This window comes from Pseudomonas sp. NY11955, from assembly GCF_048068035.1.
Taxonomy (GTDB): Bacteria; Pseudomonadota; Gammaproteobacteria; order Pseudomonadales; family Pseudomonadaceae; genus Aquipseudomonas.
This window is the reverse complement of the sequence record NZ_JBLUPS010000003.1, coordinates 555,316-581,634: the sequence shown is the minus strand read 5'-3', so window position 1 is coordinate 581,634 and position 26,319 is coordinate 555,316. Positions and strand designations below refer to the sequence as shown.

The window sequence follows — 26,319 nt, the reverse complement described above, 5'->3', positions numbered from 1 at the left end:
TGGGTCAAGGCCATCAGGGGCATGGTTTGGTTTTTGTGGTGGTGCGCAAATCGAGCGCCGCCCGCGCGGCGCATCGCGAGCGAAGCTCGCTCCTACATTTGTTTCGGGCCAATCATTCCTGTGGGATTTGCGCGCGATCCCCTTGGCGCATGGCTCGATATCGCGTCATACAAACAAGGCGGTCGCGCGCGCCTGCCACAGGCGATACTGGCCCGAAACAAATGTAGGAGCGAGCTTCGCTCGCGATGCGCCGCGCGGGCGGCGCTCGATCTCCCAGGCGCCACATCTGTCATGTCGGCCATCACCCCGCCACCCGCACCACCCCCAAATCGATCCCCAGGTGCACCAGCTCGGCATGCGAGCTGACCTGCAACTTGCTCTTGAGCAAGGTCAGGTGGTTGGACACGGTCTTGGCACTGATACACAACTGCTCGGCAATCACCCGCATCGGCGTCCCTTTGGCCAGCATCGTGAATATCTCCAGCTCGCGCTGGGTCATGCGCTGCAAACGTGGATCACTGGCGCTTTGCTGTGACGTGCACGCCAACTGGGTGGCCAACGGCTGTTCGATGTAGGCATGCCCGGCCAACACCCGCTGCACCGCCTCGATCAACACCTCGGGCGCCGAGCTCTTGGTCAGGTAGCCCGAGGCCCCCGCTTCCAGCGCCTGGCGCACCAGCGGCAGCTCGTCATGCATGCTGAAGAACAGCACCCGCAGCTGCGGCAAGCGCTGGCGCAGGCGGCGAGTGGTTTCCAGGCCACTGATCCCGGGCAGGCCAAAGTCCATGATGACCAGGTTGGGGACCTGCTCCTGTACCCGGGCCAGCGCTTCTTCCCCACTGGCAGCCTCACGCACCTGCATCGATGGCAGCACTGCCCGCAGCAAGCTGGCGTAGCCCTGGCGGACCACGGCATGGTCATCGACCAACACGATATTCATAGCACCTCCTTGGGAATGTTCAGGGCCAGCGCCCAGCCGCCGCCCGGGCGGCTGAAAATGCGCAGTTCACCCCCCAGGCTACGGGCGCGCTCAGCCATCGAGTGCAGCCCTACCCCTGGGCGTTGGGGTGGATGCGCACCGCGGCCATTGTCGCGAATGAACAGCCGCAAGCCCTTGGCACTGCGCTGCAGGCGCACCCGCACCTGGCTGGCGCCGGCATGCCGGGCGACGTTGGTCAGCGCCTCCTGCAGCAAGCGATACAAGTGCGTTCTGCTCGCCCCCGGCAGCGCCGGCAAGTGCTCGCCAACCCGCAGCCGGCATTCGATGCCCTGGCTGGCTTGCCACTGGCTCACCAGCAGGCCGAAAGCCTCGGCCAACGGCATGTAGTGCAGCGCCACTGGATACAGGTTGTGCACCAGGGCGCGAAAGCCTTGCTGCAGGCGTTCGCAATTGAATTCGAGGGCATGCGCCGTTTGCGTCACCACCGCAGGCTGCTCGGCCACCATGCGCAGCAGGCAGAGCTGGGCCCGCATGCCTGCCAGGTATTGCCCCAAGTCATCGTGCAGGGTCTGCGCCAGCTGGGTACGCTCCTGCTCCTGCACCGCCAGCAAGGCCTGGGTAAGTTGCGCATTGTCGGCCTGGGCCTGCTCCAGCGTGGCGGCCATGCGGTTGAAGTGCTCCGCCAACTGCCGCGCTTCCGGCAGGCCGGCTTCGCGCAGGCGTGCCGTCAATTGCCCACCTGAAACCTGGCGCAGGGCGCCCAGTAGTTCATCCAGCAGGCCCATGGCCCGCCGCACCGCCCAGCGGATAGTCATCAGGCTCACCAACAGGGCCAGGGCGCACAGGCTCAGCAGCTGTTGCAACGAGTCCCAGACTTCGTCGATTTCATCCCGCGCATCCACGGCTATCAGTACGCGGCGTCCATCACTCAGCGCCAGCAGCCGGCTGCTGTGATAGCGCTCGCCGAACAGCTGACGGCCCAGCCAGGCGTCGACACCCGTCTCAGGTGGGCGCTGTGCTGCTTCATCCGGCGCCAACCAGTGCACCCGCACATGGCGAAGGCTCTGGGTCAGGCTGGGTTGCAGGTTTGCCGGGTCACGTTCGGCGGTGTCGCCAAGGTACGCCACCACGGCTTCGGCAGACTGCAACTCACGCTCGACATCCGCCACCGCCTGATGCAACAACACCCCGGCACACGCCAGCATCACCAGGACAAAACAGCATGTGACCCAGAGGTTGATACGCCACAGGGCAGACAGGTTGATGAGGCGCATGGGCGGTTCTCCTCGGGGGCGCTGCGACCCATCGTAAAACCACGACCCGTGGGGTGAATTACTACCTTGGTACCGGCCGAGCGCTACTTTCTGCATATTTCCCCCTCCCGGCGGGCTTCCTATGCTGGCGCCATCTGCCGTGGAGTGTGCTATGCGCCAGCCTGCCCAACTTGCCCTGACCTGCCTGCTGGCCCTGGCCGCGACGTTGTTGGCGCCCCTGGCATGCGCCGCAGAACCGTTGCAGGTGCGCATCGGCTACCTGGGTTATCGCCCCGACCCCGGCCCACTGCTGTCCAACATCATCCCCGAGCCTGCCGATGCGGGCCTGCAAGGGGCGCAGCTGGCCATTGTCGACAGCAACAGCACCGGGCGCTTCCTGAAGCAGCACTTCCAACTGGCCAGTGCCACTGTCGACAGCCCCGAGGCCCTGCTGCAGGCCGCCAAGGCGCAGCATGACCAGGGCCTGCGCCTGTTCCTGGTGAATGCCCCGGCAGGCAGCCTGCGAGCGCTGTCCGCCGCCCTGCCCGACAGCCTGTTGTTCAACGCCGGCAGCCCGGACGACAGCCTGCGCAGCAGCCAGTGCCTGAGCAACGTGCTGCACAGCCTGCCAGGGCGGGCCATGCTGGCCGATGCCCTGGTGCAGTTCCTGGTGCTGCGCAAATGGCAGCGGGCGCTGCTGGTGGTCGGCCAGACCGAGGACGACCAGGCCTACGCCGCCGCCCTGCGCCGCGCGATGAAGCGCTTTGGGGTGCAATTGGTTGCAGAAAAAACCTGGACCTTCGATAACGACCAGCGCCGCAGCGCCCAGGCCGACATGCCGCTGTTCACCCAAACCGCCGAATACGACGTGGTGCTGGTGGCGGACGAGCGCGGCGACTTTGGCGAGTACCTGCCCTACCAGACCTGGTACCCGCGCCCGGTGGCAGGCACCCAGGGCCTCACCCCCACGGGTTGGCACAAGACCGTGGAAACCTTCGGTGCGGCGCAGCTGCAAAAACGCTTCGAGGCCCAGGCCGGGCGCTGGATGAATGACCGTGACTTCGCCGCCTGGATGGCCGTGCGCAGCATCGCCAGCGCGGCCAGCAAGCTGCGCCAGGCCGAGCCCCGCGCGTTGCAGCAACTGCTGCTCAGCGAGCAGTTGCCGCTGGATGGTTTCAAGGGCCGCAAGCTCAGCTACCGCCCCTGGAACGGCGAACTGCGCCAGCCGATCCCGCTGGTGCAGCCGCGTGCCCTGGTCAGCACCTCGCCGCAGGAGGGCTTCCTGCATCCCTCCAACGAAATGGACAGCCTGGGCTACGACAAGCCCGAAGTGACCTGCGCCTACCCCTGACCCGACAACCACAACAATAAGGAATTCGCCATGCGCCGCCCCCTCTTTCACCGGGCACTGCTTTACCCCAGCCTGCTGTCGGGCGCCCTGGCGCTGGCCAGCGGCCCCGCCATGGCCGCCACCGCCTGGGTCTCCAACGAGAAGGACAACAGCCTCAGCCTGATCGACATGCAAACCCTGGAAGTCACCGAAACCCTGCCGGTGGGCCAGCGCCCGCGCGGCCTGCTGTTGTCCCACGACAACAAGCTGCTGTACATCTGCGCCAGCGATTCGGACCGCGTGCAGGTGATGGACGTGGCGACCCGCAAGATCATCAAGGAGCTGCCCTCGGGCAAGGACCCCGAGCAGTTCGCCCTGCACCCCAACGACCGCTGGCTGTACGTGTCCAATGAGGACGATGCGCTGGTGACGGTGATCGACACCGTCACCGACAAGGTGCTCGGGCAGATCGACGTCGGCATCGAGCCCGAAGGCATGGCGGTCAGCCCCGACGGCAAATGGGCGGTCAATACCAGCGAAACCACCAACATGCTGCACTGGATCGACACCAGCACCCAGACCCTGGCCGACAGCACCTTGGTCGACCAGCGCCCGCGCTTCGTCGAGTTCGACAAGGACGGAGCGAAGCTGTGGGCTTCGGCGGAAATCGGCGGTACGGTGACCATCCTCGACGTGGCCACACGCCAGGTACTGAAAACCCTGAACTTCCAGATCAAGGGTGTGCACCCGGACAAAGTCCAGCCGGTGGGTATCAAGCTCAGCGCCGATGGCAAGTACGCCTTCGTCGCCCTGGGCCCGGCCAACCATGTGGCGGTGATCGATGCCAAGACCTACGAGGTACTCGACTACCTGTTGGTCGGGCGACGGGTCTGGCAGCTGGCGTTCACCCCGGACCAGAGCCAGCTGTTGGCCACCAACGGCGTCAGCGGCGATGTTTCGGTGATCGATGCCAAGAACCTCAAGGTGCTCAAATCGGTGAAGGTCGGGCGCTACCCCTGGGGCGTGGTGGTGACACCATGAACGCCCTCGACGTCAGTGACGTGAGTTTCGCCTACGGCCCGCGCGAGGCCCTGCGGCAGGTCGGCTTCAGCCTGGCGCCCGGGCGTTTCGCCGCGTTGCTGGGCCCCAATGGTGCTGGCAAGTCGACCTTGATCGCCCTGCTCACCCGCCTGTACGACCTGCAGCACGGCGACATCCGCGTGTGCGGCTGCTCGCTGCGCAACGCCGCACGCGCCGCCTTGCGCCAGCTGGGCGTGGTGTTTCAGCAAAGTACCCTGGACCTGGACCTGAGCGTTGAGCAGAACCTGCGCTACCACGCCGCGCTGCACGGCCTGTCACGGCGCCAGAGCAACCTGCGTGTCGAAGCCGAACTGGCCCGCCAGGGCCTTGGCGAACGCCGGCGCGATCGCGTGCGGGAGCTGAACATCGGCCATCGGCGCCGGGTGGAAATCGCCCGCGCGCTGCTGCATGAGCCACGCCTGTTGCTGCTGGACGAAGCCAGCGTCGGCCTCGACCCGGCCAGCCGCCTGGCACTCAACCAGCACCTGCGCCGGCTGTGCCGCGAGCAGCAGCTCAGTGTGCTGTGGACCACCCACCTGCTGGACGAAGTGCAGCCCAGCGATGACCTGTTGATTCTGCATCAGGGGCGCCTGGTGGCCAGTGGCACGGCCGATGCGCTGAGCCTGGCGCACGGCGGTGACCTCGATAACGCCTTTGCCCGCCTGACCAGCGTCCACTCAGGAGCCGACGCCCGATGAATGCATACTGGCAGTGTTTCCACGGCATCATGCTGCGCGAGTGGCTGCGCTTTGTGTTGCAGCGCACGCGCCTGCTCAGCGCCCTGGTGCGCCCGCTGCTGTGGTTGCTGGTGTTTGCCGCCGGTTTTCGCGCGGCGCTGGGCATCGCCATCATCGAGCCCTACGACACCTACATTCCCTACGAGGTGTACATCATCCCGGGCCTGGCCTGCATGATCTTGCTGTTCAACGGCATGCAGGGTTCGCTGTCGATGGTCTACGACCGCGAGATGGGCAGCATGAGGGTGTTGCTGACCAGCCCGTTGCCACGGCCGTTTCTGCTGGGCAGCAAGCTGTTGGCGACCGCGTTGATCTCCCTGCTGCAAGTCTATGCCTTCCTCGCCATCGCCTGGCTGTACGGCGTGCAGCCACCGGCTGCGGGTTTGCTGCTGGCGCTGCCGGCCTTGCTGCTGGTGGCGTTCATGCTCAGCGCCCTGGGCCTGTTGCTGTCGAACGCGATCCGCCAGCTGGAGAACTTCGCCGGGGTGATGAATTTCGTGATTTTCCCGCTGTTTTTCCTGTCTTCGGCGTTGTACCCGCTGTGGAAGATGCGCGAGGCCAGCCAGTGGTTGTATTGGTTGTGCGCTGTGAACCCGTTCACCCATGCCGTGGAGCTGGTGCGTTTTGCACTTTATGAGCGCCTGAACTTGCTGGCGCTGGCGGTATGCCTTGGCTTGACCGCGCTGTTCACCCTGCTGGCGGTAGTCACCTTCAACCCCCAGCATGCGGCGCTGCGCAAGCCGCGCTGAGTAACCACCAGCCAATGGTCTCCCACAGGCAGACTTCTACTACTTTAGTACTGCCTTTGCTGTCTGATCGTCGCATTCACAACACACCACCACTGGCATGTAATGGGCCTATAACAAAAAGGATAAAACCATGCCACGTGCCCCGCGCCCTTTGCTGGCTGCCCTTTCGCTGTGTCTGTCGATGAGCATCGCCCACGCCGACACCGCACCGCTGTTTTCCGCCGAAGGCTATCGCGCCACCCTCTACCGCAGCCCGACCCCGCAACAGGTCGACGGCGGCCAGGTCATCGACACAGCCGCGCTGCAGAGTCTGCTGGGCCAGACCCCAAAGCCGGTGCTGATCGACGTCTACCGCCGCCAATGGCTGCAAGGCCGCTTCATCGAAGACGAACCCCACAGCAACCTCCCCGGCAGCCTGTGGCTGGCCAACACCGGCGACGGCGAGCTGAGCCCGGCCTGGCAGGACTACTTCGTGCGCAACCTGCAAAAAGCCACCGCCGGGCACCCGGAGCACCCCCTGGTCTTTTATTGCCGCTCCGATTGCTGGTTGAGCTGGAACGCGGTAAAACGCGCAAAAGCCCTGGGCTATGACAACCTGTATTGGTACCGCGACGGCGTGGATGCCTGGCAGCAAGCCAACCTGCCCTTGCAGCCGGCGCAGCCGGTGCCCTTCCCCTGAGTTACCTGCGCATGCGTGCCCCGCTCCATCCAATAAAAACAAGGTGAAAAGGCCATGTACAAAATTTTGATTGCCGACGATCACCCCCTGTTTCGCGAAGCCATCCACAACGTCATCAGCGACGGCTTCCAGGGCAGCGAGGTCATGGAAACCGCCGACCTGGACAGCGCCTTGGCACTGACCCAGGCCCACGACGACCTCGACCTGATCCTGCTCGACCTGAACATGCCCGGCATGCACGGCCTCAATGGCCTGATCACCCTGCGCAACGAAGCACCGACCACGCCGGTGGTGATCGTTTCGGCCGAGCAGGAAAAGCAGATCGTGTTGCAGGCCATTACCTACGGCGCCGTGGGGTTCATCACCAAGTCCTCGCCACGGTCACAGATGATCGAAGCGATCGAGCAGATTCTCAACGGCAATGTCTACCTGCCGCCCGACATCATCCGAGCCCAGAAAAGCAGTGCCAGCCGGCGCCACAACGACGCCCCGAGCTTCCCGCCGGAAATGCTCCAGGCCCTGACCCGCAAGCAGCTGCTGGTGCTCGAGCGTATGACCAAGGGCGAATCGAACAAGCAGATCGCCTACACGCTGGATATTGCCGAAACCACGGTCAAGGCTCATGTTTCGGCGATCTTGCGCAAGCTCAATGTGCACAACCGGGTGCAGGCGATCCTGAGTGCCGGCGATATCGATTTCGCCGATTACCTGCGGCGTTAACCTGTTCCGGCCTCTTCGCGGGCAAGCCCGCTCCCACAGGTATTGCACATCATTGAGGTCTGCACAGGCTCTGTGGGAGCGGGCTTGCCCGCGAAGAGGCCGGCAGCTATGTCACGTTGTTGGCCAACAAATGGCTCATCGCCGTCTTGAGCTTCATCGGCCGCACCGGTTTGTGCATCAGGGTGTGGCCTAGCTCACGAATCTGTTGCTTGAGGTCGTTGCTGTAGTTGGCGGTGATCATCAGCGCCGGCAACGGCTGAGCGCGGCGGGCATTGATCCGCGCTACGGCATCGACACCGTTGCAGTCGTTGTCCAGGTGGTAGTCGGCGATCAGCAGGTCGGCCTCGGCGTGGTAGTTGTCCACCTGGCGCGCCAGGTCTTCCTCCGACAGCGCCGTGACCACCTGGCAGCCCCACCCCTCCAGCAAGGTGCGCATGCCGGCGCAAATGGCCGCATCGTTGTCCAGCACCCACACCCGCGCCCCGCGCAGGCGTTCGAGCATCGGTTCGCAAAGCGCCTGGCTCGGCTGGACCTTGGGCGCGCTGGCGCTCAGCGGCACCTCCACCGCGAATACCGAACCTCTGCCAAGCCAGGAACGCACGCGGATCCTGTGGCCGAGGATGCCGGCGATCTTCTCCACGATCGCCAGGCCCAGGCCCAGCCCGCGGTCCTGATCCGGGCGCTGCACATCACCGCGCTTGAACTCCAGGAACATGTCCTCCAGATGCTCCTCGGCGATGCCGATACCGCTGTCCCACACCTCGATCCGCAGGCCGCCGCGCTGGCGCCGACAACCCAGCACCACGCGCCCGCTGTGGGTGTAGCGAATGGCATTGCTGAGCAGGTTGCGCAGAATGCGCGCCAGCAGCTGAATGTCGCTGCGCACCACGGCGGAACAGCCGACGAAGTGCAGCGCCAGCCCCTCGCTGCGCGCCACCTGGGCATACTCGGCGGCGAGGTTGTCCATCAGCTCGCTGAGGGCGAACGGGGCGACATCGGCCTTGATGACGCCGGCATCGAGCTTGGAAATATCCACCAGGGTGCCTAGCAGGTTCTCCACATCCTCCAGCGAGTTGCTGACATTACGCACCAGGTGGGCAGCGTTCTGCGGCTCGCGGCGTTCGAGCAACGCGCTGGTGAATAGCCGCGCCGCGTTCAGCGGTTGCAACAGGTCATGGCTGACCGCAGCCAGGAACTTGGTTTTCGACAGGTTGGCCTGTTCGGCCTCGCGCTTGGCCTCGCGCAGGCGCGACTCGGCCTGGCTGCGCTCTTCGATTTCGCGCAGCAACTGATCGTTGAGGCTGGTCAGTTCGGCGGTGCGTTCGCGCACCCGTTGCTCCAGGTGCTGATAGGCCTGGTGCAGCGCCTGTGCGGTGTTGCGGCGCTCGGTGATGTCGCGGATCAGCACGAAGATGCCCACCACCTCGCCACTGGCCAGGCGGTTCGGCACATAGGAGCGCAGCATGTAGCGCTCCTGGCCGTTGATGTTGGTTTCGGCAAACTCGAAGGTGACGCTTTCCCCCGCCAACGCCCGCGCCACGTAAGCCTCCAGGCGCTGGTAGTGCTGCTCGCTGTGGGCCTCGCGCAGGCTCTGGCCAAGCATCACGCCGTGCGGCCAGCAATACCATTCTTCGTAAACCTTGTTGGTGAACTCGTAGACCAGGTCGGCGTTCAGGTAGGCGATCAGTGCCGGAACGTTGTCGGTGATCAGGCGAATCTGGTGCTGGTGGGCTGTCTCGGCGCGCTGCCGGGCCTCACTGAGCAGGCGGTTGACGGCCTTGAGTTCGGCCATGGCCTGGTTCAGCGCGTCAGTGCGTTCACGCACCTGCTCGGCCAGCACCACCGAATGCTGGAAAGCGGCGTAAGGGTCGTTGCCACGGGTGACGCCGGACTCGATGCGTTCGATCAGCGCGCCATTGATGCGCTGCAGCTTGTGGTTCTGGCGCTGCAGCCGGGTAACCTCGGCCTGCAGTTCAGCGACCGACAGGCGGCCGGTTGCGGGCAATGGCGACCCCAGTGAAGGTCTGGTTGATGTGCATGCCATTGAACTGTTCTCCGTAGGTGTTGAAGCCAATCACCCGTTGCTCGCGCAGGAACGCGCCGACCGGCTCCAGGCCGTGCCGGGCCTCCAGTTCCAGGCGCCGAAGGAAGCAATCGCAGCCGATGGTCAGCAGCAACGGGCCGAGCCGCTGGTGCAGGCCTTCGAACAACTGGTGCAGGTTCGGCAACAGCGGGCCCGGGGTCATGGCCGTGAGCACGATGCCGTTCTCCACCGCGCAGTAGAAACTCAGGCTCAGGTCCGGGTGCACTTGCTGGATCGCCCGCACGTAGTACTGATCATGAATGCGCACGGCCAGCGGGTGGGCGGCGAACACCCGGTGATCGAGCGCGGCCACCGGCACGCCGATATGGCGGGCGTACTCCTCGGCAGCGGGCTCGGCATTCAGTTCGAAGACCCGGCGCTGGGCACTGTCGGCACCGGTAACCACCAGCTTTTCCTGGCGCGGCAAGATGTGATGCGTGGTGAACACTTCGAAGTCGAGCCAGGTGTTGACCAGCACCACCACGGCCGCGCCGTTGTGGAATGCACCGGCGTAGTACACATGGGTGCGATGCAGGTAGTTGTCGTCACCGGCCGAGCCACCGAAGTGCGGGATGTCCCCCAGCGCCGCGCTGAGGGCGGTCAGTACCATCTCCTCGCGGCTGGACAAACCATCGAGCAGGGTCAGGGCAAAACTGTGGCCCTTGATTGGCGCCAAGGTATTGCTGCGGCAGGTGCCGACCAGGCGCTCGACCATCTGCTGCGCGTCGATCAGGCTGAAGTGCTCCATTTCATCGATCAGCGCGGTGGCGATGGAGAAATGCCGGTGATCGAAGCCCACCGCCGTGACGCAATTGCGGCCGTAACCCAGCGGAGTGATTTCGCCGGCGCTGGTGCAACCGACCAGGCGGATACCGCCGAAGTCCTGCTCCAACGCTTCGCCCAAGGCCTGCAAGTCGTATTCGGCGGAACAGAAGAACAGCACGAAACCCAAGTGCGGGTGTAGCAACTGCCGCGCCAGGTCCTGGGCTGCCAGGCGTGCGTCGGTTGCCTGGGACATGGCGCTGACCACACCGTCGTTTTGAGCCTGCTGCATCGTGGTCTCCGGCGCGGGGTGGCTGAGGGGTCAGTGTACGAAGGTGGGTACGGGGGACGAATGCTACTTGGGTAGCGGGTAGGCGCTTCCATGGGAGTACTGTTGTTAGCCTGTAATTGCTGGGGCCGCTTCGCGGCCCCCGGCAATTCACCAGGTCAGCACCGCGCCCACGGCAAAGGTATCGGTGTCTTCGTTCTGTGCACTGGTGTCATGCCCGTCGATGGAGAACTGGTTGTACTCGGCCACCAGTTTGAGGTTGTCGTTGACATCGTGGAACAACGCCACGCCACGGGTCTCGTAGTCCGCCCCGCTGCCCACCGCGCCATTGCCATCGTCCTTGGTCTTGCCATACGACAGCGCCACGCGGTTCTTGCCGAACTTGTACGAGCCCTGCAGCAGGTAGCCGTCACTGTCGACATTGCGCAATACCGGCTCGCCGGCATTGTTGGTGAAGAACGGGTTGATGCCCTTGGCCTGGAACCCCGAGCCGGTCAGCGACCAGCCGCCCATTTTTGCCTGCACCCCGTAACCCACCCCTTTGGATGTGATCGTCTCTACTGTCGAGTCCGTATTGTCGGAGGTCTGGTAGCTGCCGTTGACCCAACTGTAGATCTGCGCCCCAGCCAGGTCGAACTGGTAGGTGATCTCGCTCTCGGTGCGTGGGTTTTCCTGGTAGGCCTTGCCGGTGGGGCTGCTGTCGTTGGTGTCCACCGGGTCCATGATGCCCACGGCCACTCGCAGGCCGTCCATCACCGGCGTGCGGTAGGTGATCTGCGAGGTGGGGAACGGGTACGGGTAGCCGCTGCCGATGTTGCCGAACGACACCCCGCCGCCATCCACCAGCCCCAGGGTGTCACTGACCTGGCCATAACCGGCCAGCAGTTCGTCGAGCAGGATGTTGGAGCGGGCGAACAGCCCGAAGTCCTTGCCGATCAGCACCTCGCCCCACTCGGGGTTGGCTACCGTGCCATAGAACTGGCGCACGTCGATGGCGGTGTCGGTGCCGTTGGTTTCACTGTCGTTGATGGTTACCCAGAACGAGGCACGCGCGCCGAGCTTCAGGTCATCCACCTGCTTGCCCATGTTGAAGCCAATGTAGTTGGGCAGGAAACCCATCTTCACTCGCGACTGACGGCGGTCGAACTGCTCGCCCTCGCGGTCGACCTTGCTGTTGACGTAGAAGGCGTTGATATAGCCATCGGTGGAAAACGTCGTCTGGTCCTTGTCGTACAGCATGATCTCGGCCTGGGCGACAGCGCTCAGGCCCAGGGCAGAAAAGCTGGCGATGGCGGCTGCCAGAAAACGAGGCGGCAGGTGCTTATTGTTGTTGTGCATGGCGCGCTCCAAACGGGGACTGGATGTCGGAGGCGATTATCAGAACTGGGCAAATAGCCAGATACGCTGCTTTGGCGCGATTGGGTGGGTGCTTTGGAGCGGCGGGGATGGCGTGATGATTCGGACCCAGTACCTGCCTGGTCCGGGGTGCAAGACTTAGGGTGTACGCATCAGTAGCAGGCGGGTATCGATACGCTTGAACGAACGGGGGCCGCCTCGCGGCCCTTCGCGGGCTCGCTGTTCTGGTTGGCGCCGAACCTGTAGGAGCAGCCTTGTGCTGCGAAGAGGCCGGTAGGGCTAAAGATTATCTTCAGCTGCAATGGCCTCTTCGCAGCGCAAGGCTGCTCCTACAGGTTCGGCGCCGACCAGAAGGGCTGCGCTGGACTTGTGGAAACGGGCAAGCCCTCAGGAAGCAAGCGCCTGCGAGCGCTGGCGCACCGGCATCTCATAGCGGTGCGGCTGCTGCCAAGCCAGACGGGCCTGTACATCGACAGCCGCGTCTATCACTTTCTGCGCCCAGTTCTCGTCCTTCGGGCATACAACCACCACGCGGAACCCGTGGTCGACACCTTCCAGGCGCACGCCTTCGGAATCATCGACATGCAGGTCGATGTCGAACGCCGAGGGCAACTTCGAGGGTGAGTTCTCAAGGCCGTTCTGGGCCAGGATGTGCTGGTGCCGGTCACTGTTGACCACGCCATCGACATGAATGCCGTAAAGCATCAACCAGCGGCGGATGTAGGCCGGGGTGCGCCCGGACGAGGTGTAAATCCAGATGCTGCAGCCTTGGCGGCGCAGGTCGCGAATCAGCGAACGGGTGCCGCTGCGCAGAGGTTCGCCCAGGCAACGGTGGACGAAGGTCGGCAGCTTGCTGTCTTCGGCGGCAGCGTGCTCGGGCAGGCAGGCGAGCGTGTCGTCGATATCGAACGAAATGCGCACTTGGCCACGCTTGAGCTTGCGTTCGATGGCCTGGCGCCCGCGCGCGAACAGGGATGAAGGTTGCATCAGCGGCACCCCTCACAGGCAGACACGGGCGTGCCGCCGAGGAAGAACTTGCCGGGCTCAGGCGCCTTCGCTTCAAGGAAGGCGGCGTACTTTTTCTTGATCTTGGGGAGTTCGTACAAAGCCTTGACACCGTGTTTAGCGGAGTTGCGTATGACCGAGGACGGGTTGAAGTAACCCTCGGCGTTATCCAGCGACAGCACGAATGGCGGCAGCCCGGCACGCATCAGCAAGTAGCTGACGATGAGCGAACCCGTGCGGTTGTTGCCTTCGATGAACAGCTGCGGCTTGCTGAGGATACGTACATAGACACCGGCTGCCCGCTTCCAGATCGAATCGCTGCGGTACGAGCAGTACCAGTTGTACAAATCCTTGATGCCACCTTCCACGTTGTTGAAAAAATGTGCCTCGGTTGCGGCAAGGTGCGGGGCGAATTCCAGGCGGCGGGCCGGGTCGCTGCCGCACAGCACGGTGGCGTTGATTTCCAGCATCAGGTTCAGCTGCTGCAGGTCGAAAAGGTCGATACCGCGAGCGACATAGTCGTCAATCAGGGCATAGCCTTCAAGCACATTCAGCAGCACCTCGTCGGTAAACGGATCCCGCGGTTCGGTGAAATGCTGGCTGAGTTCGGCAAAGCGGCCCTGCACTTCGCGCAGTGCGCGCTCTACCGCTGACAGATCTAGACGACGCGTCGCTCGCATTGGAAATCCCGGGTAACACTTTAACGGAAGGTAACGCGGCCGGGTGTTGCAGCCTCCCTGGCTGCAACACCCGACCACCTTGGGCATGCAGGGCTCAGCTGAACTTGCCGCTGATGTAGTCGCTGGTCAGTTGTTCGCGCGGGTTCTGGAAGATCTGTGCGGTAGGGCCCATTTCGACCAGGTAGCCGGTGCGCGTGCCCTGGGAAATATCGACCGAGAAGAACGCCGTGGTGTCGGCCACACGAATCGCCTGCTGCATGTTGTGGGTCACCAGCGCGATGGTGTAGTCCTTCTTCAGCTCGACCATCAGCTCTTCCACGCGCCGGGTGGCGATTGGGTCGAGCGCCGAGCACGGCTCGTCCAGCAACAGCACTTCCGGTTCGGTGGCAATTGCGCGGGCAATGCACAGGCGCTGCTGCTGGCCGCCGGACAGCGACAGGCCGCTGACCTTGAGCTTGTCCTTCACTTCGTCCCACAGCGCGGCGCCTTGCAAGGCGTGCTTCACGCGATCGCCCAGGTCGCCTTTGTAGCGGTTCAGGCGCAGGCCGAAGGCCACATTGTCGAAGATGCTCATCGAGAACGGGTTGGGCTGCTGGAACACCATGCCGATGTAGCGGCGCACCACCACCGGGTCAACGCCCTTGCCATAGACGTCCTGGCCCAGGAAGTGCACATGGCCTTCGAAACGGAAGCCCTTCACCAGGTCGTTCATGCGGTTGAGGCTACGCAGCACGGTACTCTTGCCGCAACCCGATGGCCCGATGAAGCCGGTGATCTCGTTCTTGCGGATCGGTACATGGCTGTCACGCACGGCCATGAAGTTGCCGTAGAAAATCTTGTCCAGCTTGCAGTCCATGACGATCGGGGTAGCTTCACTGACCATGGGAGCGGCTCTTTGCGCAGTGGATACGTTCAAGTTGGATGCTCCCTTTCTCAATACTTGGGCTTGCCGAAGACTCGGCTCAGAATGTTGATGACCAGCACGATCATTACCAGCACCAGCGAGGCCGCCCAGGCGAGCTCGAGCTGGTTGTCGAACGGCATGCCGGAGAAGTTGTAAATCAGCACGGCGAGCGAGGCCGTAGGGTTCATGACTGCCAGGCTACCGTCGTGGTAGATCCAGTAGTTGCTGAACAGAGCGGTGAACAGCAGTGGCGCGGTTTCGCCAGCGGCGCGGGCCACGGCCAGCATGACGCCGGTGAGGATGGCTGGCAGGCCGGTGGGCAGAACGATCTTCCAGATCACCTGGGCGCGGGTGCAGCCCATGCCGTAGGCGGCGTCCTTCATGATCTTGGGCACCATCTTCATCGACTCTTCCGCGGTCAGCACCACGATCGGCAGCATCAGTACTGCCAGGGCCACACCCCCTGCCGGTGCCGAGTAGGTACCGGTGGTCATCACCACCAGGGCGTAGGCGAACACGCCAGCCAGAATCGACGGCAGGCCGGTGAGCATCTTGGCGGCAAAACGCGCGGCGTTGGCCAGCTTGCTGTCGGGGCCGAGCTCGGCCAGGAACACCGCTGCCAGGATACCGACCGGTACTGCGATGGCGGCAGCAATGCCGACCATGACGAAAGTACCGGCCATGGCGTTACCAAAGCCGCCACCCATCTCGAAGCCGGTCGGCGGCAGCTCGGTGAACACTTCCAGGTTAAGGCGCGCACCGCCACGGGTGATCAGCATGTACAGCACGGAAATCAGCGGCACGCTGGCCACCAGTGCCGCCAACCAGGCCAGGGTGGTCAACACCAGGCTGCGCAGGGCACGGCCTTCCAGCTTGCGCTGCAAGCTGGGCAAAGCGGTTACAGGGGTCGTCAAGTCAGTCATTATTTGTTACCCCGCTGGGCGTAGAGCATGATCATCGAGCCAAGCACGTTCACCAGCAGGGTGATGAACATCAGCACCAGTGCCGCGTACATCAGCACTTCGACCTCGTTCGGGCCGGCTTCCGGGAAGTTCAGCGCCAGCAGCGCCGCCAGGGTGTTGGCCGGGGCGAACAAGGAGAGGGAAATGGTGTTGGCGTTGCCGACCAGCATGGCCAACGCCATGGTTTCACCCAGTGCGCGGCCCAGGCCCAGCACCAACGAGCCGAAGATGCCGGTAGCGGCGGATGGCACCATCACCTTGAGGATGGCTTCCCAGTGGGTGGTGCCCATGCCGTAGGCAGCCTGCTTGGTTTTCATCGGCACGCTGGTCAGCGCATCCTGGGAAACCGCCGCGATGGTCGGCAGAATCATGATCGCCAGTACCAGCGCCGCAGGCAGCAAGCCCGGGCCGCTAAGGGAGGTGCCGAAAAACGGGATCCAGCCCAGCTCGCTGTTCAACCAGGCGGTCAGCGGGCGAATCGCCGGGATGACCACGTAGATGCCCCACAGGCCATAGACCACGCTGGGGATGGCGGCGAGCAGCTCGACGATGGTGCGAAACACTGCGGCGAGCCTGGCCGGAAGGAAATCCTGGGTCAGGAAAATGGCCATGCTGACGCCGAAGAAACCGGCGATCAACAGGGCGATCAAGGCGCTGTAAAGCGTGCCCCAGATCGCTGGCAGAATACCGTACTTGCCTTGGTTGACGTCCCAGACGCTGCCGAACAGCACGTCAAAACCGTGCTTTTCAATACCCGGCAGTGCCTTGCGGCCTACTTCGTAGACCAGCGCGAAGACCAACGCCAGCACCAGCACCACACCAATGCGTGCAAGCGCACGGAAGGTGCGATCGACCAGGAAGTCTTTCGCAGACGGTGGCTGGCACGCGGAGTCCGGGTTATCCGGTATGGCAAAGGGTGTGTTCATGGGCAAGTTCCGGGACAAGGGACAAACACCCCCGGCATGGCTTCATGCCGATACCGGGAGCGCCTGGGTATTACTGGATGTTGGCGGACGCTTTACGTACCTGGTCGACGACCGAGGCAGGCAGCGGGATGTAACCCATCGAGTCGGCGATGGTCTGGCCTTTGGTCAGGCTGTACTCGACCATTTCACGCATGGCCTTGGCCTTTTCCGGGTTGCCGTTGTCCTTGCGGAAGATCATCCAGGTGTAGGAAGTGATCGGGTAGGACTTGGCACCGTCCGGGTCAGGCAGCCAGGCCACCAGGTTTTCCGGCATGTTCACTGCAGCCAGTGCTTCGGCACCGCTTTCGGCGTTCGGCACAACGTATTGGCCAGCCTTGTTCTGCAGCACGGCGAAGTCGACCTTGGCCAGCTTGGCGAAGCCGTACTCGATGTAGCCGATGGCGCCTGGGGTCTGGCGGACGGTGGCGGTTACGCCATCGTTCTTCGGCGACTTGATGAACTTGTCGGTGGCCGGCCAGTTGACGGTGTTGCCTTCACCCAGCCCTTGCTTGAAGTCAGCGTTGATGGCCGACAGGTGCTTGGTGAAGACCGCGGTGGTACCGCTGGAGTCGGCACGCACGACCACGGTGATCGGGGTGGCAGGCAGTTTCAGCTCAGGGTTGGCCGCGACGATCTGCGGGTCGTTCCACTGGGTGATCTTGCCGAGGAAGATGTTGGAGTACACGTCGCGCGGCAGCTTCAGCCCTTTCGGGTTGCCTGGCAGGTTGTAAGCCAGGACGATTTCACCGGCGGTCATTGGCAGCAACTGCACGCCTTCGCCAACCTTGGCAATGTCTGCTTCGCTCATGGCCGAGTCGCTGGCGGCGAAGTCGACGGTCTTGTTCAGGAAGTCCTGAACACCCGCCCCGCTGCCTTTGGACTGGTAGTCAACGGTGACGCCAGCAGTGTTCTTGCTGAAGTCTTTGAACCAGGTCAGGTAGATCGGTGCAGGGAAGCTGGCGCCGGAACCGGTCAGGCGGACGTTTTCTGCAGCAAAGGCTGCCGAAGTGGCGCAAAGGGAAACCGCAACGGCGAGTGCAGCAGACTTCATCAGGCGTTTCATCAAAAAGTGCTCCGTGTGATGGCCGGCACACTTTGCATCAGCTGTGTTACAGCTTTGTGACTGTTGAGTGGCACCCCCCGTGTTAGAGCTTTTTACCTGTGCCATGACGGCAGCTTGATGTCATGCCTTGGTAACCGAAGCGGACTATCACTTGGCCATCCCCTGACGCGAGCCTTTGCCATGACTGCCACAGAACACGCCTTGATGCGGCGCATCCACCGCGAGTTGCTTGACCACAGTGATGAAGAACTGGAGCTGGAACTGGCCGAAGACGGCCATGACCTGAATGCGCTGTTTGATGAACATGTCGAAGATGGCAGTGAAAAGGCCGCACGCAGGACATATTTTCGCGAGCTGTTCCGCCTGCAAGGCGAATTGGTAAAGCTGCAAAGCTGGGTGGTCAAGACCGGCCACAAGGTAGTGATCCTGTTCGAGGGTCGCGACGCTGCCGGCAAGGGTGGCGTGATCAAGCGCATCACCCAGCGCCTCAACCCCCGTGTCTGTCGGGTGGCCGCCCTGCCCGCTCCCAATAACCGCGAACGCACGCAATGGTACTTCCAGCGTTATGTGCCACATTTGCCGGCGGCCGGCGAAATCGTGCTGTTCGACCGCAGCTGGTACAACCGTGCCGGCGTGGAAAAGGTCATGGGCTTTTGCAACGACGACCAGTACGAGGAGTTTTTCCGCACGGTGCCGGAGTTCGAACGCATGCTCGCCCGCTCAGGCATCCAGTTGATCAAGTACTGGTTTTCCATTTCCGACCAGGAACAACACCTGCGCTTTCTCAGCCGCCTGCACGACCCGCTCAAGCAATGGAAGCTCAGCCCCATGGACCTGGAGTCACGCCGGCGTTGGGAGGCCTACACCAAGGCCAAGGAAATCATGCTTGAGCGCACCCACATCGCCGAGGCGCCCTGGTGGGTGGTACAGGCCGACGACAAGAAAAAAGCCCGGCTCAACTGCATCCACCACCTGCTGGGGCAAATGCCTTATGAAGAAGTGGAAGTGCCGATGATCGAGCTGCCGCAACGGGTCAGGAAGGAGGACTACATCCGCAGCCCGACGCCGATGGACATCATCGTGCCGCAGATATATTGATGCCTGTCAGCCCAACATATTGGGGCCGCCTGGCGGCCCTAGGCTTTCTGCATGTATCAATGTTGCACAGGGCTCAACCATTTCCCGCGATATCCGCCTCATCGGCATCCTGGCAACTGTTGCGGGATGCACAGTGGAATTCAGCTTCGGCGCGTGTCGGGTAGTGCAGGCTCAGACGCAGCTTTTCTTGCGTGTCATACAAGTCATAGCCCGCCGCCAATGTGGCGGGAAAGCCAAGGTTGCGTGGGTAGATTTCTTTCTTGAGCGGCACAGCTGGAACCACCACAAAGCGCGTCTGCATGATCATCCCTCTCCCGGCAGTACCTAAGTATTAGTAGCAATGCGGGAAAGCATCAAGTTGACTCATGCAAACTTTGCCCCTTCACCAGCGCACAGCGCGTACACCTGCAAGGCATCGCTCATGGCTGTCGCCCTCCGTCAACGCCTCTGATCACCAGGTACAGCAACGGCCCCAGCGAAACGAAGACAACGGTCAGCAGCAGGTAAGGCAGCACCGAGACACCGGCGCTGCCCCGTAGGCGGTTGTCCCCCACCATCCACAAGCCAGCCAGCCCCGCCATCAGGTACAGGTCAATGACCACCTGTGCGGTGTCCGGCCGGGACAACAGCGCCAGCCCGAACGCCAGCAGTGATTGCTCGGCAATCAGCATCGTCCAGCCGGTATACAGCGTAAACAGCACCAGCACCGCCAGCGCGCAGGTACGCAAGCCCATAGCGTTCTCCTTGGTAGGGTTTGCGGGCACAGTAGTGATAGGGTTGTCAGCGCTCAATGACCAGTGAGGTCATGGACATTGCACTCAAGGACGATCAGGGCAACGCATGAATCCGCATCCGTTCCATCGAAACACCCCTGCCCCACACACCTCTGCAGGCCAGCACCTACGTCACCTGCGCCGGCAGGCCAGCCTCAGCCAACTGGAACTGGCCCTGCTGGCCGGGCTGTCGCAGCGTCATTTGAGCTGCGTGGAAACCGGGCGGGCCAAGGCCAGCCCGAGCACCTTGCATGCGCTGCTTTCGGCCCTTGGCGCGCCGTTGGAGCGGTGCAATGAAGTATTCGTCGCTGCCGGCTACGCGCCCCGCTACGCGGCCTCGCCACTCGATGCGCCCGAGTTGGCGCTGGTGCATGCCGCCATCGAACACATCCTGCAGGTCAACAACCCCGCACCTGCGATCGTCATCGACAGCAACTGGGACGTCATCGCCGCCAATACCAGTACCGGGCTCTTGTTGGCGATGGCCGGCGTTACAGCACAGCCGGCCACAGGCCTCAACCTGCTGCAGACACTGCTCTGCCCCGGCGGCCTGGGCGATCATCTGGCCAATGCGCAGGAAATTCGTGCCGTGGCCTGGCAACGCGCGTCCAGAGAGGCTGCCGACAACCCGGTCCTGGCAGCGCGCATGCGCGAACTGCCGGCTCCGGGCAGCCCGCTCGAAGCGGCTGCCACGCCAGTGCTGCTGACGCGTGTGCATAGCCCCTATGGCGAGCTGAGGTTCCTGTCCACCTTCACCACCTTCGGCATGCCGCAGGACATCACCGTGCAATCGCTGCGCATCGAACACCTGATACCTGCCGATGCACAGACCCGCCAGCGGATGCTGGCGGCATACGAGCAATGGTCGGCCGTTACAGCGTGAACGACAGCTCCTGGCCAAGGAACCTGGCGCTGATCCGGTGCCCGGTTCCGTTCAAGTCGAATGGCTGGCACATGGCGCCCGTGGTCACCACATCACCTGCCTTCAAGGTCTGGCCACGTTCGGCTGCATGTGCATAAAGGTGGGCTAGCGACACCAGCGGATCGGTAGCCGCCTCGCCCGACAAGCCACGCGCCCGTAACACGCCGTCTACATACACCTCGGTGGTCTCGGCCAGGTCGGCCAACAGCGGTACAGCGATGCCTGCGCCCAGGCTGCTGCCGACCACCAGTGCCTCGAAACCTACGTTGTCCGCCACGAAGCTCGGCCAGCCGACCGCCTTGCGATCGACGAAACGCGAGCGCACCACTTCGAAGGTGACGCAGGTAGCGCGGATGTCCTCGCTGACCGGGGCCCGCCCAGCGTGCGGCGGGATATCACGATCGAGCACGAAAGCGATCTCGCACTCGATGGTCACCGGTGTAATGGCTGGCAGTTGGATGTGCGCGCCATCTGCATGGCAACGCCCGGCCGCCAGTTGGCCAACCAAAGGCTGCGACAAATTGGCAGCACGCATGGCTGCGGGGCTGCCGACGCCCAGCTTCCACCCCGCACGCTGGCCAGCGGCAGCGGCAAACAACTGGTCCTGGCTGTCATAGCCTTGCTTCAATGTCTCGGGCTTGAGGCTGGCGGGCAGTTCCGTCAGCAGGTCACCGCTGCGCCAGTGCTGCAGTAGCAAGGCTGCGGTGCGTTGGTGTACGAAGAGCGAACTGTTCATCAAGACCTCATGGAAATGGGCGATGGTGGGCAACAGAGGCTAGGGCATGAAATTGATAAGGATAAATATATTGTCATGATGCCTGGCATAACAAGTTGTTATGAACAGCCTCCCCGAAGCGGTGCATCTGTCTTGCACCGTCACCCAGGCTACCGCGTCACCCGGTAGGAGCAGCCTTGTGCTGCGAAGAGGTCATTGCAGCCAAAGCGATTCTTTAGCCTTGCCGGCCTCTTCGCAGCGCAAGGCTGCTCCTACAGGGATTGCGCTGGCGTGGGGGTCATTGGTCGTTGGATATCGGCTGCTTCAGCAACAGTACGTAAGCCATCGCCGCCACCGCTGCCACCGCTGCGCTGATCAGGAATGCCGAAGCGAACGAGCCGGTCTGCTGGATGCTGAATCCGGTCACGATCGGTGCCACCGAGCCGGCCAGGTAGCCCCCGAAGTTCTGGATCGAGCCAAACGAGGCCACACGCCGGCTGTCGACCACGGTGTTGGCAATCATCCAGGCGGTGGAGCTGGCCATGTTCACGCTGAACAGCGCGCAGCACAGCAGCGCCACGCTGAGCATGAAGCCGCTGCCGAACGACAGTGGAACGGTGAATGCCGCCGCCGCGAACAACGCAGCCACCACTACCCGCTTGCGGCTACCCAGCACACTGGCGCCGTTCTTTACCAGGCGGTCGCAGATGCGGCCCGCGACAATGGTACCCAGCGCGCCGAACACATAGGCCAGCGAAACCACCCAGGCCGTCTGGTACAGGCTCAAGCCATGCTCGCGCTCGAAGTAGCCCGGCAGCCAGGTCAGGTGCAACCACAGCATGTAGATCACGCCCATGAAACCCAAGACCGCGCCCCAGGTGCTCTTGTGGCGGAACAGCTCGGCCCACGCTGCCAGTTGTGCCCGCAGGCTCGGCCTGGCGCTCGCCACCGGCTGGTTATGCGCCTGGGTCGCCAGCAGCCGCTCACGCTCCTCGGCCGGCAGTTCGGCCAGGTAACGCGCCTTGCTTTTGTAGAAGGCGAACCAGCAGGCGGCGACCAGAATGCCGAACACCCCTGTGACGATGAACATGCCACGCCAGCCCCAGGTGACCATCAACAATGTCAGCAACGGCGGCGCCAGGCACGGCCCGATGCAGGTCGACGACAGCACGATACCGGTCGGCGTACCCCGTTTCTCGGCCTCGAACCACTCCGCCAGCGCCTTGGCCGCCGACGGGAACATCGGCGCTTCGCCAATCCCCAGCACCACCCGCAGCCCGATGAATGCGGCAAAGCTGTTGATCAGGCCAGAAGCCGTCTGCGCCACCGACCAACCCAGCAGGGCCGCCCCCAGCGAGATCTTGCTGCCCAGGCGGTCGATGATCATACCCAGGGGCAGTTGCGAAAAGGCGTACGCCAGGGAAAACGCCGACAGCAGAATGCCCATCTGTGACGGCGTGATGCCCATGTCGCGCTGGATCGACGTGTTGGCAATCGACAACGCACTGCGGTCGACGTAGTTGATGATGCCGATCACCAGCAACAGGCTGACGGTGATGACCTGGTACTTTCTGAACGGGTTCGCACTGGCGACCGCTTCCGGCGCGCCTGCAAGCTCGGCTTGCGCATATTTGCTATTCATGGGCGTTCACTTTTGTTGTTATTAAAAGAACCGCGAGCAACGGCTTACATGGACGCTTCAAGCAACCATTGGTAGTCCTCGGCAGACGCCTCACGCGGGTTGGTGCGGTGGCTGTGATCGGCCAGCGCGCCGTGGATGATGCGCGGGAACAGGTCCTCGCTCACGCCAAGCTCGCGCAAGCCAGTCGGCAGGCCCAGGGTGCGGGTCATCTCGCGGATGGCCGCTTCGATCTGGCTATCGTCAGCCAGCCCCATCGCCTGGGCGATGCGTTGCATCTTGTGCTCGTTCAGCACCGTTTCGGCCTGGCGGTTGAAGCTGATGACGGCGGGCAGGAAGATCGCATTGAGGGTGCCGTGGTGCAGGCGCGGGTTGATCCCGCCCAGCGCATGGCTAAGGCTGTGCACGCAACCCAGGCCTTTCTGGAAGGCCAGCGCGCCTTGCAGCGAAGCACTCATCATGTTGATGCGCCCGTCCAGGTTGCCCGGTTCGCGGGTGGCGGTTTCGATGAAGCGCCAGGCACGCCACAGGCCATCCAGGGCAATGCCGTCGGCAGGCGGGTTGAACGCAGGTGCCATGAAGGTTTCCAGGCAGTGGGCAATCGCATCCATGCCGGTGGCCGCCGTGAGCGGTGCCGGCAGGCCGAGGGTCAGTGCCGGGTCACAGATGGCGGCCTTGGGCACCACGTGGGGCGAAATCACCCCCACCTTGCGCCCGTCATCCAGAATCAGGATGGCGCCCCGCCCTACCTCGCTGCCCGTGCCAGCGGTGGTCGGCACGGCAATCACCGGCGCGGTTGCCGGGGTGATGCGCGCCAGCCCGCCCTCGATCACCGCAAAGCTTTTCAATGGGCCGTCGTGCCGGGCACACACGGCCACGCCTTTGGCCAGGTCAATCGCCGAGCCGCCGCCAATGGCGATGATGCCGTCACAGCCGCACTCTTTGAACATGGCCACGGCTTCACGCACCGCATTCTCGTTGGGGTTGGGTGGCGTACCGTCATAAATCGGCAGTTGCACGGTGCTGTCGCCGAAGGTGTTCAACGCCGTATCGACAATACCGGCAGCGCGTACGCCACGGTCGGTCACGATCAAAGGCTTGGTTATACCAATGCGCTCGCATTCGGCGGGAAGGCGTGCAATGGCGCCAATATCGAATTGGATCTGAGTGATGTAATTGATCAGCGACATAAGGCTTGGCAGGCTCCTGATGTTATTGTTCTGGGTGTTTCGGCCGCATTGGATGCGACACTGTGCAGCGCCAGTATAGGAATGCGCGGCTGACCATGGTATTGACAACTATCCATATCGGTATAACTAGAGCACATACCAGATGACCCCATCGCTCAATTCGATCATGTCCCGCCTGCATGCCCGCCACCTGCGTTTGTTGATCGAGCTGGACGAGCACCGCTCGCTGCTCGGTGCGGCAAGCAGCGTCGGGCTCACCCAGCCTGGTGCCAGCAAGGCACTGCAGGAAATCGAAACCACCTTCGGCAGCCTGCTGTTCAACCGCACCAATCGCGGGCTGGAACCCACGGCCGCCGGGCACTGCGCCATCCGCTACGCACGCGTGCTGCAAACCGATATCGCCAACCTGCGGCATGACCTGGATGCCATCCTGCGTGGGGTCGGCGGCCGGCTGGCGGTGGGGGCGATCATGGGCGCCGTGCCGCTGCTGATGAAGGCCGTGTCACAGCTGGCCAGCATCCAACCGCAGATGTCGTTCGAAATCATCGAGGACACCAGCCAGTCACTGCTGGCGCAGATCGAAAGCGGCCGCCTGGACATCGCCCTGTGCCGCACCAGTGTCAGCAACACACCACAGCTGTTCGCCAGCACCTTTGTCCAGGATGAAACCCTGGCAGTCATCGCCAACTTCGACCACCCGCTAAAGCATGCGCCCAGCCTTAGCCTGGCCGAGCTGGCCGAAAGCCGCTGGATCGTGTACCGGGCCAACATGCCGATGCGCGTGCAACTGGAGCGCGAATTCCACGATGCCGGGCTGCGCTTCCCGCTGCACCTGGTCGAAACCACGTCGATCCTGGCGACCTTGTCGCTGTTGCAAAACCGCCCCGACTTCGTCGCGCTGGTGTCGATCGACGTGGCCCGGCAATGTGCGATGAATCAACAGGTCAGCATACTGCCCTTGAACATGGGCTCGGTCAGCGACCCCTACGAGCTGGTTACCCGTAAAGGCAGCCAGGCCACTCCGGCCATGGACAAGCTCACCGAACTGCTGCTGTTGCAGGGCCGACAGTGCAACAACAGTTAGTTGGGTTTCAGGCAGATAGCACCCGAAACCCTAAGCTAAAAGGCTGATTTCATTGGGTTTAAAGGTTGGCACAGCAGCTGCAAAGTGAAGTTATCCGACTACACGACGAGTTGCTCATGCCTGACCCTACCGTTTCCGCCAACTACGACATCCGCACGCCAGCGGCGCACATCATCCGCGATGACGCCGAGGCGCTCTCCGTCGCCCATCAAGTCGCCGAACTGCTGCGCGAGGGTGCAGCCGAACGCGACCGCAACCGCGAAGTGCCGGCTGACATTGTCGACGCCTTTTCCAACAGCGGGTTGTGGGGCATCACCGTGCCGCGAGCCTACGGAGGCGCCGAGGTCTCGTTCGCCACGCTCGCCCGGGTGATCGCCATCGTCTCGGCGGCCGACCCGTCGCTTGGGCAAATTCCACAAAACCACTATTGCCTGCTCGAAGACATCCGCCTGCAAGGTACGCCAGAACAGCAACGCTACTTCTACGGCCTGGTACTGCAAGGCCACCGCTTTGCCAATGCGCTGTCGGAAACCGGCGGCAAGACCGTCCAGGACATCCGCACACGCTTGGTCGCCGAAGGCGATGGCTACCGCATCGACGGGCGCAAGGGCTATTGCACCGGCTCGCTGTATGCCCACTGGCTAGGCGTGCTGGCACTGGATGAACAGGACCGTGCCCAACTGGCCTTCGTGCAACGTGGCAGCGCCGGCCTGGTGATCGTCGATGACTGGAGCAGCATGGGCCAGCGCACCACGTCCAGCGGCACGGTGCTGCTCGACGGCCTGCGGGTGCCGGCCTTCAATTTGTTCCCCAGCTACCGCTCCTACGAGAGCCCGACTCTCGCCGGCCCCTTCGCCCAGTTGACCACGGCCGCCATCGACGCCGGCATCGGCCGCGCAGCACTGGACGACACCATCGCCTTCGTGCGCGAGCATGCCCGGCCGTGGATCGATGCCCAGGTCGACAAGGCCAGCGAAGACCCATTGACCATCATCCAGGTCGGCTCGCTGGAGATTCGCCAGGAGGCCGCCGAGGCGCTGCTCGAACGCGCAGGCCAGGCCCTGGATGCGGCCAAACCCGCACCCGACGAAGACAACGTGGCCCTGGCTTCGCTAGCGGTGGCCAAAGCCAAGGTGCTGACCACCGAGACGGCTATCGAAGCCAGCAACCGCTTGTTCGAGCTGGGCGGCACGCGCTCGTCGCTGACTCGCCACAACTTCGACCGCCACTGGCGCAACGCCCGCGTGCACACCCTGCACGACCCGGTGCGCTGGAAGTACCACCTGGTCGGCAACTGGGCATTGAACGGCATCAAGCCGCCTCGCCACGACTGGAACTGAG

General features: G+C 63.2%; 26 protein-coding genes. 10 read left to right on the top strand and 16 right to left on the bottom strand.

Translation table 11 applies throughout. From position 1 onward, the window contains the following. Positions 1 to 301: 301 nt before the first annotated feature. A complete protein-coding gene (locus ACNFBR_RS08545) occupies positions 302 to 940 on the bottom strand; it encodes a response regulator transcription factor (RefSeq protein WP_416734495.1) in 639 nt (212 codons plus the stop codon). Beyond that, positions 937 to 2,214 (bottom strand): histidine kinase, encoded by a 1,278-nt coding sequence (locus tag ACNFBR_RS08540; protein ID WP_416734494.1) that lies wholly within the window; start codon positions 2,212 to 2,214, stop codon positions 937 to 939. The genes ACNFBR_RS08545 and ACNFBR_RS08540 overlap by 4 nt, the downstream gene beginning before the upstream one ends. A 151-nt stretch (positions 2,215 to 2,365) precedes the next feature. Between ACNFBR_RS08540 and ACNFBR_RS08535 the strand changes: the two genes are divergently transcribed. The 6 genes from ACNFBR_RS08535 (at position 2,366) to ACNFBR_RS08510 (ending at position 7,488) form a co-directional block, all read left to right on the top strand. Further along, positions 2,366 to 3,544, top strand: coding sequence for an ABC transporter substrate-binding protein (locus tag ACNFBR_RS08535; RefSeq protein WP_416734493.1), 1,179 nt, complete (start codon positions 2,366 to 2,368; stop codon positions 3,542 to 3,544). Between the two features lie 30 nt (positions 3,545 to 3,574). Further along, positions 3,575 to 4,564 (top strand): YVTN family beta-propeller repeat protein, encoded by a 990-nt coding sequence (locus ACNFBR_RS08530; RefSeq protein ID WP_416734492.1) that lies wholly within the window; start codon positions 3,575 to 3,577, stop codon positions 4,562 to 4,564. Further along, complete coding sequence (locus ACNFBR_RS08525) at positions 4,561 to 5,301, top strand: ABC transporter ATP-binding protein (RefSeq protein WP_416734491.1); 741 nt, start codon at positions 4,561 to 4,563, stop codon at positions 5,299 to 5,301. Before ACNFBR_RS08530 ends, ACNFBR_RS08525 begins: the two co-directional genes overlap by 4 nt. Beyond that, positions 5,298 to 6,089, top strand: coding sequence for an ABC transporter permease (locus tag ACNFBR_RS08520; protein WP_416734490.1), 792 nt, complete (start codon positions 5,298 to 5,300; stop codon positions 6,087 to 6,089). Before ACNFBR_RS08525 ends, ACNFBR_RS08520 begins: the two co-directional genes overlap by 4 nt. Before the next feature lie 130 nt (positions 6,090 to 6,219). Continuing rightward, positions 6,220 to 6,768, top strand: coding sequence for a PQQ-dependent catabolism-associated CXXCW motif protein (locus ACNFBR_RS08515; RefSeq protein WP_416734489.1), 549 nt, complete (start codon positions 6,220 to 6,222; stop codon positions 6,766 to 6,768). A 54-nt stretch (positions 6,769 to 6,822) separates the two neighbouring features. Next, positions 6,823 to 7,488 carry a response regulator gene (locus tag ACNFBR_RS08510; RefSeq protein ID WP_416734488.1) on the top strand — a complete coding sequence of 222 codons (666 nt, stop codon included), beginning with the start codon at positions 6,823 to 6,825 and terminating at the stop codon, positions 7,486 to 7,488. A 106-nt stretch (positions 7,489 to 7,594) separates the two neighbouring features. Here ACNFBR_RS08510 and ACNFBR_RS08505 read toward each other — a convergent pair whose 3' ends face one another. The 9 genes from ACNFBR_RS08505 to pstS form a co-directional block, all read right to left on the bottom strand. Beyond that, positions 7,595 to 9,493, bottom strand: coding sequence for a NahK/ErcS family hybrid sensor histidine kinase/response regulator (locus ACNFBR_RS08505; RefSeq protein ID WP_416734487.1), 1,899 nt, complete (start codon positions 9,491 to 9,493; stop codon positions 7,595 to 7,597). After that, positions 9,462 to 10,625, bottom strand: a complete 1,164-nt coding sequence (gene nosP, locus ACNFBR_RS08500; RefSeq protein ID WP_416734486.1) for a nitric oxide-sensing protein NosP — start codon at positions 10,623 to 10,625, stop codon at positions 9,462 to 9,464. The genes ACNFBR_RS08505 and nosP overlap by 32 nt, the downstream gene beginning before the upstream one ends. A 147-nt stretch (positions 10,626 to 10,772) precedes the next feature. Further along, positions 10,773 to 11,960 (bottom strand): porin, encoded by a 1,188-nt coding sequence (locus tag ACNFBR_RS08495; RefSeq protein WP_416734485.1) that lies wholly within the window; start codon positions 11,958 to 11,960, stop codon positions 10,773 to 10,775. 405 nt (positions 11,961 to 12,365) lie between these two features. Next, positions 12,366 to 12,965, bottom strand: coding sequence for a hypothetical protein (locus ACNFBR_RS08490; protein ID WP_416734484.1), 600 nt, complete (start codon positions 12,963 to 12,965; stop codon positions 12,366 to 12,368). Then, entirely contained in the window at positions 12,965 to 13,663 is a 699-nt protein-coding gene (locus ACNFBR_RS08485) for a hypothetical protein (RefSeq protein ID WP_416734483.1), read from the bottom strand. Before ACNFBR_RS08485 ends, ACNFBR_RS08490 begins: the two co-directional genes overlap by 1 nt. Before the next feature lie 94 nt (positions 13,664 to 13,757). Beyond that, positions 13,758 to 14,546 carry a phosphate ABC transporter ATP-binding protein PstB gene (pstB, locus tag ACNFBR_RS08480; protein WP_012272766.1) on the bottom strand — a complete coding sequence of 263 codons (789 nt, stop codon included), beginning with the start codon at positions 14,544 to 14,546 and terminating at the stop codon, positions 13,758 to 13,760. Positions 14,547 to 14,596: 50 nt separating this feature from the next. Further along, positions 14,597 to 15,490 (bottom strand): phosphate ABC transporter permease PstA, encoded by an 894-nt coding sequence (gene pstA, locus ACNFBR_RS08475; protein WP_416734482.1) that lies wholly within the window; start codon positions 15,488 to 15,490, stop codon positions 14,597 to 14,599. Then, positions 15,490 to 16,455: a phosphate ABC transporter permease subunit PstC gene (gene pstC / locus ACNFBR_RS08470; protein ID WP_416734481.1), complete on the bottom strand. Its 966-nt coding sequence runs from the start codon at positions 16,453 to 16,455 to the stop codon at positions 15,490 to 15,492. The genes pstA and pstC overlap by 1 nt, the downstream gene beginning before the upstream one ends. Before the next feature lie 70 nt (positions 16,456 to 16,525). Continuing rightward, a complete protein-coding gene (gene pstS, locus ACNFBR_RS08465; protein ID WP_416734480.1) occupies positions 16,526 to 17,557 on the bottom strand; it encodes a phosphate ABC transporter substrate-binding protein PstS in 1,032 nt (343 codons plus the stop codon). Positions 17,558 to 17,737: 180 nt separating this feature from the next. Between pstS and ppk2 the strand changes: the two genes are divergently transcribed. Beyond that, positions 17,738 to 18,655 (top strand): polyphosphate kinase 2, encoded by a 918-nt coding sequence (gene ppk2, locus ACNFBR_RS08460; protein ID WP_416734479.1) that lies wholly within the window; start codon positions 17,738 to 17,740, stop codon positions 18,653 to 18,655. A gap of 73 nt (positions 18,656 to 18,728) precedes the next feature. On the opposite strand, the gene ACNFBR_RS08455 is transcribed toward ppk2, so the two are convergent. Together ACNFBR_RS08455 and ACNFBR_RS08450 are read right to left on the bottom strand one after the other, a co-directional pair. Then, positions 18,729 to 18,962 carry a hypothetical protein gene (locus tag ACNFBR_RS08455; protein ID WP_416734478.1) on the bottom strand — a complete coding sequence of 78 codons (234 nt, stop codon included), beginning with the start codon at positions 18,960 to 18,962 and terminating at the stop codon, positions 18,729 to 18,731. A gap of 112 nt (positions 18,963 to 19,074) precedes the next feature. Then, positions 19,075 to 19,389, bottom strand: coding sequence for a DUF2834 domain-containing protein (locus tag ACNFBR_RS08450; protein ID WP_416734477.1), 315 nt, complete (start codon positions 19,387 to 19,389; stop codon positions 19,075 to 19,077). 106 nt (positions 19,390 to 19,495) lie between these two features. Here ACNFBR_RS08450 and ACNFBR_RS08445 point away from each other — a divergent pair, with 106 nt between their 5' ends. Continuing rightward, positions 19,496 to 20,311 (top strand): helix-turn-helix domain-containing protein, encoded by an 816-nt coding sequence (locus tag ACNFBR_RS08445; RefSeq protein WP_416734476.1) that lies wholly within the window; start codon positions 19,496 to 19,498, stop codon positions 20,309 to 20,311. Here ACNFBR_RS08445 and ACNFBR_RS08440 read toward each other — a convergent pair. From ACNFBR_RS08440 to ACNFBR_RS08430, 3 genes are all read right to left on the bottom strand, one after another. Next, on the bottom strand, positions 20,301 to 21,086 hold the full coding sequence (locus ACNFBR_RS08440) for a 2-keto-4-pentenoate hydratase (protein WP_416734475.1): 786 nt from the start codon (positions 21,084 to 21,086) through the stop codon (positions 20,301 to 20,303). The two genes, ACNFBR_RS08445 and ACNFBR_RS08440, sit on opposite strands and share 11 nt — an antisense overlap. A gap of 277 nt (positions 21,087 to 21,363) precedes the next feature. Then, positions 21,364 to 22,707: an MFS transporter gene (locus ACNFBR_RS08435; RefSeq protein WP_416734474.1), complete on the bottom strand. Its 1,344-nt coding sequence runs from the start codon at positions 22,705 to 22,707 to the stop codon at positions 21,364 to 21,366. Between the two features lie 44 nt (positions 22,708 to 22,751). Further along, a complete protein-coding gene (locus ACNFBR_RS08430; RefSeq protein WP_416734473.1) occupies positions 22,752 to 23,894 on the bottom strand; it encodes an iron-containing alcohol dehydrogenase in 1,143 nt (380 codons plus the stop codon). A gap of 142 nt (positions 23,895 to 24,036) precedes the next feature. Here ACNFBR_RS08430 and ACNFBR_RS08425 point away from each other — a divergent pair, with 142 nt between their 5' ends. Next, positions 24,037 to 24,978, top strand: a complete 942-nt coding sequence (locus ACNFBR_RS08425; RefSeq protein ID WP_416734472.1) for a LysR family transcriptional regulator — start codon at positions 24,037 to 24,039, stop codon at positions 24,976 to 24,978. Positions 24,979 to 25,094: 116 nt separating this feature from the next. Then, a complete protein-coding gene (locus ACNFBR_RS08420; protein WP_416734471.1) occupies positions 25,095 to 26,318 on the top strand; it encodes an SfnB family sulfur acquisition oxidoreductase in 1,224 nt (407 codons plus the stop codon). The last annotated feature ends 1 nt before the right edge of the window (position 26,319 follow it).

Bases quoted from the DNA above. Each gene is read 5' to 3' on its own strand.
- ACNFBR_RS08545 (WP_416734495.1), bottom strand. From the start codon at position 940: ATGAATATCGTGTTGGTCGATGACCATGCCGTGGTCCGCCAGGGCTAC.
- ACNFBR_RS08540 (WP_416734494.1), bottom strand. From the start codon at position 2,214: ATGCGCCTCATCAACCTGTCTGCCCTGTGGCGTATCAACCTCTGGGTC.
- ACNFBR_RS08535 (WP_416734493.1), top strand. From the start codon at position 2,366: ATGCGCCAGCCTGCCCAACTTGCCCTGACCTGCCTGCTGGCCCTGGCC.
- ACNFBR_RS08530 (WP_416734492.1), top strand. From the start codon at position 3,575: ATGCGCCGCCCCCTCTTTCACCGGGCACTGCTTTACCCCAGCCTGCTG.
- ACNFBR_RS08525 (WP_416734491.1), top strand. From the start codon at position 4,561: ATGAACGCCCTCGACGTCAGTGACGTGAGTTTCGCCTACGGCCCGCGC.
- ACNFBR_RS08520 (WP_416734490.1), top strand. From the start codon at position 5,298: ATGAATGCATACTGGCAGTGTTTCCACGGCATCATGCTGCGCGAGTGG.
- ACNFBR_RS08515 (WP_416734489.1), top strand. From the start codon at position 6,220: ATGCCACGTGCCCCGCGCCCTTTGCTGGCTGCCCTTTCGCTGTGTCTG.
- ACNFBR_RS08510 (WP_416734488.1), top strand. From the start codon at position 6,823: ATGTACAAAATTTTGATTGCCGACGATCACCCCCTGTTTCGCGAAGCC.
- nosP (WP_416734486.1), bottom strand. From the start codon at position 10,625: ATGCAGCAGGCTCAAAACGACGGTGTGGTCAGCGCCATGTCCCAGGCA.
- ACNFBR_RS08495 (WP_416734485.1), bottom strand. From the start codon at position 11,960: ATGCACAACAACAATAAGCACCTGCCGCCTCGTTTTCTGGCAGCCGCC.
- ACNFBR_RS08490 (WP_416734484.1), bottom strand. From the start codon at position 12,965: ATGCAACCTTCATCCCTGTTCGCGCGCGGGCGCCAGGCCATCGAACGC.
- ACNFBR_RS08485 (WP_416734483.1), bottom strand. From the start codon at position 13,663: ATGCGAGCGACGCGTCGTCTAGATCTGTCAGCGGTAGAGCGCGCACTG.
- pstB (WP_012272766.1), bottom strand. From the start codon at position 14,546: ATGGTCAGTGAAGCTACCCCGATCGTCATGGACTGCAAGCTGGACAAG.
- pstA (WP_416734482.1), bottom strand. From the start codon at position 15,490: ATGACTGACTTGACGACCCCTGTAACCGCTTTGCCCAGCTTGCAGCGC.
- pstC (WP_416734481.1), bottom strand. From the start codon at position 16,455: ATGAACACACCCTTTGCCATACCGGATAACCCGGACTCCGCGTGCCAG.
- pstS (WP_416734480.1), bottom strand. From the start codon at position 17,557: ATGAAACGCCTGATGAAGTCTGCTGCACTCGCCGTTGCGGTTTCCCTT.
- ppk2 (WP_416734479.1), top strand. From the start codon at position 17,738: ATGACTGCCACAGAACACGCCTTGATGCGGCGCATCCACCGCGAGTTG.
- ACNFBR_RS08455 (WP_416734478.1), bottom strand. From the start codon at position 18,962: ATGATCATGCAGACGCGCTTTGTGGTGGTTCCAGCTGTGCCGCTCAAG.
- ACNFBR_RS08450 (WP_416734477.1), bottom strand. From the start codon at position 19,389: ATGGGCTTGCGTACCTGCGCGCTGGCGGTGCTGGTGCTGTTTACGCTG.
- ACNFBR_RS08445 (WP_416734476.1), top strand. From the start codon at position 19,496: ATGAATCCGCATCCGTTCCATCGAAACACCCCTGCCCCACACACCTCT.
- ACNFBR_RS08440 (WP_416734475.1), bottom strand. From the start codon at position 21,086: ATGAACAGTTCGCTCTTCGTACACCAACGCACCGCAGCCTTGCTACTG.
- ACNFBR_RS08435 (WP_416734474.1), bottom strand. From the start codon at position 22,707: ATGAATAGCAAATATGCGCAAGCCGAGCTTGCAGGCGCGCCGGAAGCG.
- ACNFBR_RS08430 (WP_416734473.1), bottom strand. From the start codon at position 23,894: ATGTCGCTGATCAATTACATCACTCAGATCCAATTCGATATTGGCGCC.
- ACNFBR_RS08425 (WP_416734472.1), top strand. From the start codon at position 24,037: ATGACCCCATCGCTCAATTCGATCATGTCCCGCCTGCATGCCCGCCAC.
- ACNFBR_RS08420 (WP_416734471.1), top strand. From the start codon at position 25,095: ATGCCTGACCCTACCGTTTCCGCCAACTACGACATCCGCACGCCAGCG.